Source organism: Citrobacter sp. Cf132 (assembly GCF_030333885.1).
GTDB lineage: Bacteria > Pseudomonadota > Gammaproteobacteria > Enterobacterales > Enterobacteriaceae > Citrobacter > Citrobacter freundii.
On sequence record NZ_JAOWFA010000067.1, the window covers coordinates 64,151 to 72,501 of the forward strand.

At 49.8% G+C, this 8,351-nt stretch carries 4 protein-coding genes and 1 rRNA gene; 1 reads left to right on the top strand and 4 read right to left on the bottom strand.

Features of this window, described 5'->3' with window-relative positions:
* Window positions 1-54: 54 nt before the first annotated feature.
* The 4 genes from fumA to OGV85_RS18895 all read right to left on the bottom strand — a co-directional run bounded on the left by fumA (window position 55) and on the right by OGV85_RS18895 (window position 6,201).
* The gene (gene fumA, locus OGV85_RS18880) at window positions 55-1,701 is read right to left on the bottom strand and encodes a class I fumarate hydratase FumA (protein WP_061547521.1); all 1,647 of its coding nucleotides are present in this window, start codon (window positions 1,699-1,701) and stop codon (window positions 55-57) included.
* A 96-nt stretch (window positions 1,702-1,797) separates the two neighbouring features.
* Window positions 1,798-3,138 (bottom strand): anaerobic C4-dicarboxylate transporter DcuB, encoded by a 1,341-nt coding sequence (dcuB, locus tag OGV85_RS18885; RefSeq protein WP_003031873.1) that lies wholly within the window; start codon window positions 3,136-3,138, stop codon window positions 1,798-1,800.
* A 715-nt stretch (window positions 3,139-3,853) separates the two neighbouring features.
* Entirely contained in the window at window positions 3,854-4,573 is a 720-nt protein-coding gene (gene dcuR / locus OGV85_RS18890; protein ID WP_061547522.1) for a two-component system response regulator DcuR, read from the bottom strand.
* Entirely contained in the window at window positions 4,570-6,201 is a 1,632-nt protein-coding gene (locus OGV85_RS18895) for a sensor histidine kinase (RefSeq protein ID WP_061547523.1), read from the bottom strand. Before OGV85_RS18895 ends, dcuR begins: the two co-directional genes overlap by 4 nt.
* A 598-nt stretch (window positions 6,202-6,799) precedes the next feature.
* On the opposite strand from OGV85_RS18895, the gene OGV85_RS18900 reads away from it, so the two are divergent.
* Window positions 6,800-8,341 (top strand): 16S ribosomal RNA (locus tag OGV85_RS18900).
* Window positions 8,342-8,351 lie beyond the last annotated feature (10 nt).

Here is an 8,351-nt window from a genome sequence, read left to right on the forward strand (position 1 = left end):
TCACTGGACTGACGCCAAAAAACGGGTGTCAGTCCAGTGCCGGGCCGAATGGGGTTACTTCGCGCAGTTAGCGCATTGTTTGCTGACGATTTGCTGGAAGAAATCGTTGCCTTTGTCATCGACCAGGATGAAAGCCGGGAAATCTTCTACTTCGATTTTCCAGATCGCTTCCATACCCAGCTCCGGGTATTCCACGCATTCCAGATGCTTAATGCTCTGCTGCGCCAATACCGCTGCCGGACCACCGATGCTGCCTAAGTAGAAGCCGCCGTGTTTGTGGCAGGCGTCAGTTACCTGCTGGCTACGGTTACCTTTTGCCAGCATGATCATGCTGCCGCCGTGAGACTGCAACAGGTCAACATAGGAGTCCATACGACCGGCGGTGGTTGGGCCTAAAGAGCCGGACGGATAACCCGCAGGGGTTTTGGCTGGACCCGCATAGTAGATCGGATGATCTTTCACGTACTGTGGCAGACCTTCGCCGGACTCAATACGTTCTTTCAGCTTCGCGTGGGCGATGTCGCGACCGACAATGATAGTGCCGCTCAGCGACAGACGGGTAGAAACCGGGTATTGAGAGAGCTGGGCAAGGATCTCTTTCATTGGGCGGTTGAGGTCAACTTTGACCACTTCGCCTTCGCCGGCCTGGCGCAGGGATTCCGGAATGTATTGAGCCGGATTGTGTTCAAGTTTTTCAATCCAGATCCCTTCGCGGTTAATCTTGGCTTTAATGTTACGGTCTGCGGAGCAAGAGACGCCCATACCAACCGGGCAGGACGCGCCGTGGCGAGGCAGACGGATCACGCGGATATCGTGCGCGAAGTATTTCCCGCCAAACTGGGCGCCGAGACCGAGTTTCTGCGCTTCTTCCAGCAGTTCCTGTTCCAGTTGCAGATCACGGAACGCCTGGCCATGCGCGTTACCTTCAGTCGGCAGTGCGTCATAGTAGTGCGTGCTGGCCAGCTTCACCGTTTTAAGGGTGCTTTCCGCTGACGTGCCGCCAATGACAAATGCAATATGGTACGGCGGGCAAGCTGCAGTACCCAGCGTACGCATTTTCTCCACCAGGAAGTTTTTCAGTTTCCCGGGAGTCAGCAGCGCTTTGGTTTCCTGATACAGGTAGGTTTTGTTCGCGGAACCGCCGCCTTTGGCCACGCACAGGAATTTGTATTCGTCGCCGTCTACGCTGTACAGATCGATTTGCGCGGGCAGGTTAGTGCCGGTATTCACTTCTTTGTACATATCCAGCGCCGCGTTTTGCGAGTAGCGCAGGTTATCTTCAATATAGGTATTGAATACGCCTTTGGAGAGTGCCGCTTCGTCGCCGCCACCGGTCCAAACACGCTGACCCTTTTTCCCCATGATAATGGCCGTACCAGTGTCCTGGCAGGTTGGCAACACGCCTTTGGCGGCGATTTCGGAGTTTCTCAGGAACTGCAGCGCGACATACTTATCGTTTTCGCTGGCTTCCGGATCATGGAGGATTGAGGCGACTTGCTGTTGGTGTTCTGGGCGGAGCATGAAGGAGGCATCGTGGAAGGCTTGTTGGGCCAGTAGCGTAAGTGCTTCAGGAGCTACTTTCAGGATTGTTTCGCCTTCAAACTCGCCAACGCTGACGTGATCGGATGTCAGCAGGTAGTACTCAGTTTTGTCTTCCCCCAGTGGGAAAGCCGCCTGGTAAGTGAATTCAACGTTTGACATTTGCTTCCAGCCTTTTCATTTTTCTCAGGAATTTTAAAATTCTCTGTGTCTTAACGGTGGCGTGCCGTACCAAAGCGGACGGCACGCGAACTGTAATTACAGGAAACCGTACATTGCGGCGAAGATCCAACCAAAGACACAGGATACGCTTACGCCGATCAAACCAGGCAGAATAAAGCTGTGGTTGATAACGAAGCGGCCAATGTGGGTGGTGCCGGAACGGTCAAACTGAATCGCCGCCAGATCGCTTGGGTAAGTCGGCAGAATGTAGTAACCGTAACATGCCGGAGCGGAAGCCACGATGTACGCTGGATCAACCCCGATTGCCAGCGCGACCGGAACAATCGCCGCCAGTGCCGCTGCCTGGGAGTTTACAAATTTAGAAACCAGTAGCAGAACAATTGCATAGGCCCACGGATACTCTTTCACCATATTGCCCAGCACACCTTCGATTTCCGTCATGTGCGCGCCGAACATTGTTTCAGCCATCCAGGCAATACCGTACACCGCCACAATCGCGATCATACCGGAACGGAAGACTTCGTTTTTAGATATTGAAGCGGGATTGGTCTTCGTCAGGATAATAATCAACGCACCGGTCAGCAGCATGAACATCTGGATGACCAGTACCATCGACAGCGGTTTGCCGCTGAAGGTAGGACGCAGTTCAGAGAACGCGCCAAGCACGGCAACAACGGCGATAGCGGCAAGGAAGATCCACATAGCCAGCCAGTTGCTTTTCGGCAGCTTTTTGTCTAACAGTGTGGCGGTATCGCCATAAACATAGTTGTGGTTTTCAGGTACGGAAATGAACTTCTGGAATTCTTCATCTTTATCCAGATCTTTACCACGGAACCAACTGAAGATACCGATCGCCAGGATACCCAGCAGGGTAGACGGGATGGTGATGCTGAGCAGGTCGAGGAATTCGAGATGCTTGCCTTCAAACGTTACGTTACCCAGCATAGCGACCAGTGACACCACGGCCACGGAAACCGGGCTGGCGATAATCCCCATCTGCGCACCGATAGAACTCGCCGCCATCGGACGTTCCGGGCGAATATTGTTCTTAATGGCAACGTCATAAATGATTGGCAGGATGGTGTACACCACGTGGCCTGTACCGCAGAGAATCGTCAGCGTGCAGGTTACGAACGGAGCGACGATGGAAACGTATTTTGGGTTACGGCGCAGCAGCTTTTCAGCAATTTGCAGCATAACGTCAAGACCACCAGAGGCTTGCAACGTTGCCGATGCGGCGACCACGGCAATAATAACCAGCATAACATCTACAGGCGGTTTACCCGGCTGTAAATGAAAAACGAAAACCAGAATGACCAGGCCGATACCGCCTAATAAACCCAGCGCGATACCGCCCTTTCTGGCACCATAAAACAAACATATTAATATTATGAGAAGTTGTATACTAAATAACATTTTTTTACCCTCGCGAAAAACCCAGTCAATTTTTGAAAAATGGATCTGTGCCACATTTTTTTTTGCCGGAATAGGCATCAAAAAATGGTCAGTATTCGATATGTCCGTATTTGCGATTAATGTTCAAATGTCTTGCTAGAATGTTTTCTTAAAATTATGGTGATATTTAGCTTTTTTCTGTGGTGTTGATCAGAGGAGAGAATCCTCAGGCGATGGGAAGCAGGGCTGGGTATGGAAAGCTGCGGTTGACGCTGTAATTTATCGGTTTTGCGTTTTCCGCTATTACGTGAACCACCGACAGAATGGGTGAGTGGGTTATTTATGTGATCACGCTCGCGCCTTTTCATGATGTAATGAGGTTGGCGTGCGGATACTTTTACTTGCTCACAAAAATGTACGGTGTCCATGGTACGTAGCATGGTCTCCATTGCTACCAGTCTAGATTTTGTATGTGTGGTTAATTTCAGACTAATCCTTTATGGGTAAAAATACACACTCTGCGAGTTAGATAATACTTAATTAACTTTTGTTAGCGATTTTGAAATTAAAAACAGTGTGACGTTAATCAATATTAAAATAATGCATTTAACATGCTGGATACAAATATATTTGATCTAACGCAAATTTATAATTTGAAGCGTGAGTCAGCAAAATAGGGATTTTTCATTATTTTAATAATTGTTACTTTCAAATAACAAATAATCCCAACATGTATTTATTGGCAATATTGTTTAAGCAAGGAGTAATGTTCAGCCTGAACGCGGTAACGATAAACCGGTCTACCGGTTACGCCATAATGGATGCTGGTAAATAGGATGTGACAATTTACAAGCCAGATAAGATATTTACGACATGAGACGCGCGAGATATTGACCTCGTTAGCCAGTTCATCGGTGGAGAACTCTTGATCCTGATGTTCATCAATCCACTGACATAGCGTGCGTAATGTTTGTGGCGTTAACCCTTTAGGTAAGCGCCGCGCTTCCTGCTCATTAGAGGAACTTCCATGAATCAACTGGTCAAGCTCAGACTGTTCATAGTACTGATGCTTTTCCATTTCGTTTTTCTTTTGTAACCACCCGGTAAGCGCCTCTTCAAAACGGGATGCCTGAAAAGGTTTGATCAGGTAGTCAACGACACCATAGTGTAGGGAGTCTTTGATGGTCGTTGCGTCAGCGGCGGAGGAGATGACAATGACATCACACTTGCATCCTTCGCTGTGCAGAACGGGCAGCAGATCCAGACCGTTTTCTTTTTGCATATAAATATCAAGCAAAATCAGGTCGATATGATGACCGCTATGAAAGATTATCTCTTTCGCTTTCTCCAGCGTGGAGGCTGTGCCGCAGCAATGAAACCCGGAGAGCTGCGCGACATAACGGCGATTTAATTCCGCTACCATTGCATCGTCATCGACAATTAAGACATTGATCATCTGCTGGCCCTCTCACCATTCCACGGTAACTGTACAAAAAATTGGGTGAAAATCCCAGGTTCAGACTCGACGGAAATATTGCCGCCAACGTTTTCAACCTGTTGTTTAACAAGTGCTAAACCAACGCCCCGTTCGGTTCCTTTTGACGAAACGCCCTTCTCAAAGATGTGCTCAATGTGTTCGGGGGCGATCCCCGGACCATCGTCATTCACTTCGCAATGCAACCAGCCGTGTCGATAATGCAAGGATACGCTGATCTCGCCCCCGGGTTCTTGACCTAGCGCTTCCAGGGCGTTTTCAATTAAATTCCCCAGAACGGTAATCAGCACAGCCACCTGATCTTCGTTGCTGTTTTCTGGCAACTGGCTTTCATTGCTGATCACCAGGCTATGGCCTAAATCAGATGTGCGATTAATCTTACTGAGTAAAAATCCTGCGATCACCGGGGATTTAATTTTTCCTAACAGTGAGCCAATCTCTTCCTGATAATTGTTTGCGGTCTTCAGGATGTAATTTTCAAGCTGCTTATAACTTTTCAGATGCAATAATCCCAGAATCACGTGCAACTTATTCATGAATTCGTGGGATCGTTCACGAAGTGCGTCGGCATAGTTGACCATTCCGTCCAGACGCTGCATCAATTTTCGGATTTCAGTCTTGTCTCTGAAGGTTGAAATGGCCCCGATGATTTTACCGTTGCTAAGCACCGGAACCGTGTTTATCAAGAGTAGTCGATCCTTCACCATGATCTCTTCATCGCGACGCGGCGTACCATCATGTAGTACCTGTGAAAAATCGACCACTTGTGACCACGCGTGGCTGAGCGTGGAGAGCTGGGCATCGTCTTGTGATTTGTGGTAATCCAACAGCTCCTGCGCCGCCTGGTTTATCAGCGTGACCTCACCGCACTCGTCAACGGCAATGACGCCTTCCTTTATAGAATGCAACATCGCCTGGCGTTGTTCGAACAGATTGGAGATTTCATAAGGCTCCAGGCCAAACAGAATGCGCTTAAGGACTTTAACAAATATCCATGTACCGAGTAGCCCAACCAGTACGCCAAATAAGATGGACCAGATGATGCTGCCGCGACTGTTATTGATCTGTTCAGCCACTCTGCTTAGCTCAAGACCTATCGCCACCACGCCAATTTGCCGGTGGTTCTCGTCATAGATGGGGGTAAACACGCGCAGTGCTTTAGCCAGAAAACCGCGATTAATGGCGACATTCTCTTTGCCTTGCAGGGCCAGCAAAATGTCATCGCCTTTAAACGGCTGGCCGATTCGTTGCGCTTCGGGATGGGAGTAACGAATGCTCTGCATATCGGTGACGACGATGAACAAAAAGTCATTACTCTTATTCACCGCCTGGGCAATCGCCTGAATGCCGCTTTCTTCGGGCTTTTTCATTAGCCCCTGGCGAATTTCCGGAGAGTTCGCCAGCGTTCGTGCGGCCGCAAGCGCTTTACCTGCTAGCGCATCACGCGTCATATTGCTGATTTGTGAGAAATAAATCAGATGAACGACAAGTAGCACAGAGAAGAGTACCGCACTGACCATGAGGATCACGGTAGTGCCGAGCTTCATCGGGCGTTTGCGTATAGCAGTACGTTGCAGAGTGTGTCTCATCACGGTCCTGGAATCACGGTTTATACGGGTATTATCGCCTGATGGGGGCGTAATTCAAAGGTGGTAGGGATTACGGAGCATGGGTTGCCTGTACTTTTCTTCTTTATATAACGTAGAGCGAATTTCTTTCTATATAGACATTTCCTTATCTCTTTTTCCACTTTTCACCGATGCTGGCCGCTAATTCTCTTACGATTGTGGATAACTCTGTGTGTAAATGGGTATAAGGCGGGGTTTTGCTGGGGATTACAGCAGTCAGTCATTTTTCTGTCATTTAAGGGTTGCGGGCCGCAGGAAACTCCCTATAATGCGCCTCCATCGACACGGCGGATGTGAATCACTTCACACAAACAGCCGGTCCGGTTGAAGAGAAAAACCTGAAAATGAGGGTTGACTCTGAAAGAGGAAAGCGTAATATACGCCACCTCGCGACAGAGCGCTAAAGCGCGTCGCAACTGCTCTTTAACAATTTATCAGACAATCTGTGTGGGCACTCGAAGATACGGATTCTTAACGTCGCAAGACGAAAAATGAATACCAAGTCTCTGAGTGAACATACGTAATTCATTACGAAGTTTAATTCACGAGCATCAAACTTAAATTGAAGAGTTTGATCATGGCTCAGATTGAACGCTGGCGGCAGGCCTAACACATGCAAGTCGAACGGTAGCACAGAGGAGCTTGCTCCTTGGGTGACGAGTGGCGGACGGGTGAGTAATGTCTGGGAAACTGCCCGATGGAGGGGGATAACTACTGGAAACGGTAGCTAATACCGCATAACGTCGCAAGACCAAAGAGGGGGACCTTCGGGCCTCTTGCCATCGGATGTGCCCAGATGGGATTAGCTAGTAGGTGGGGTAACGGCTCACCTAGGCGACGATCCCTAGCTGGTCTGAGAGGATGACCAGCCACACTGGAACTGAGACACGGTCCAGACTCCTACGGGAGGCAGCAGTGGGGAATATTGCACAATGGGCGCAAGCCTGATGCAGCCATGCCGCGTGTATGAAGAAGGCCTTCGGGTTGTAAAGTACTTTCAGCGAGGAGGAAGGCGTTGTGGTTAATAACCGCAGCGATTGACGTTACTCGCAGAAGAAGCACCGGCTAACTCCGTGCCAGCAGCCGCGGTAATACGGAGGGTGCAAGCGTTAATCGGAATTACTGGGCGTAAAGCGCACGCAGGCGGTCTGTCAAGTCGGATGTGAAATCCCCGGGCTCAACCTGGGAACTGCATCCGAAACTGGCAGGCTAGAGTCTTGTAGAGGGGGGTAGAATTCCAGGTGTAGCGGTGAAATGCGTAGAGATCTGGAGGAATACCGGTGGCGAAGGCGGCCCCCTGGACAAAGACTGACGCTCAGGTGCGAAAGCGTGGGGAGCAAACAGGATTAGATACCCTGGTAGTCCACGCCGTAAACGATGTCGACTTGGAGGTTGTGCCCTTGAGGCGTGGCTTCCGGAGCTAACGCGTTAAGTCGACCGCCTGGGGAGTACGGCCGCAAGGTTAAAACTCAAATGAATTGACGGGGGCCCGCACAAGCGGTGGAGCATGTGGTTTAATTCGATGCAACGCGAAGAACCTTACCTACTCTTGACATCCAGAGAACTTAGCAGAGATGCTTTGGTGCCTTCGGGAACTCTGAGACAGGTGCTGCATGGCTGTCGTCAGCTCGTGTTGTGAAATGTTGGGTTAAGTCCCGCAACGAGCGCAACCCTTATCCTTTGTTGCCAGCGGTCCGGCCGGGAACTCAAAGGAGACTGCCAGTGATAAACTGGAGGAAGGTGGGGATGACGTCAAGTCATCATGGCCCTTACGAGTAGGGCTACACACGTGCTACAATGGCATATACAAAGAGAAGCGACCTCGCGAGAGCAAGCGGACCTCATAAAGTATGTCGTAGTCCGGATTGGAGTCTGCAACTCGACTCCATGAAGTCGGAATCGCTAGTAATCGTGGATCAGAATGCCACGGTGAATACGTTCCCGGGCCTTGTACACACCGCCCGTCACACCATGGGAGTGGGTTGCAAAAGAAGTAGGTAGCTTAACCTTCGGGAGGGCGCTTACCACTTTGTGATTCATGACTGGGGTGAAGTCGTAACAAGGTAACCGTAGGGGAACCTGCGGTTGGATCACCTCCTTACCTTAAAGAA

Excerpts from the sequence above, each read along its gene's own strand:
- OGV85_RS18895 (WP_061547523.1), bottom strand. The coding sequence starts at position 6,201 with ATGAGACACACTCTGCAACGTACTGCTATACGCAAACGCCCGATGAAG.
- dcuB (WP_003031873.1), bottom strand. The coding sequence starts at position 3,138 with ATGTTATTTAGTATACAACTTCTCATAATATTAATATGTTTGTTTTAT.
- fumA (WP_061547521.1), bottom strand. The coding sequence starts at position 1,701 with ATGTCAAACGTTGAATTCACTTACCAGGCGGCTTTCCCACTGGGGGAA.
- dcuR (WP_061547522.1), bottom strand. The coding sequence starts at position 4,573 with ATGATCAATGTCTTAATTGTCGATGACGATGCAATGGTAGCGGAATTA.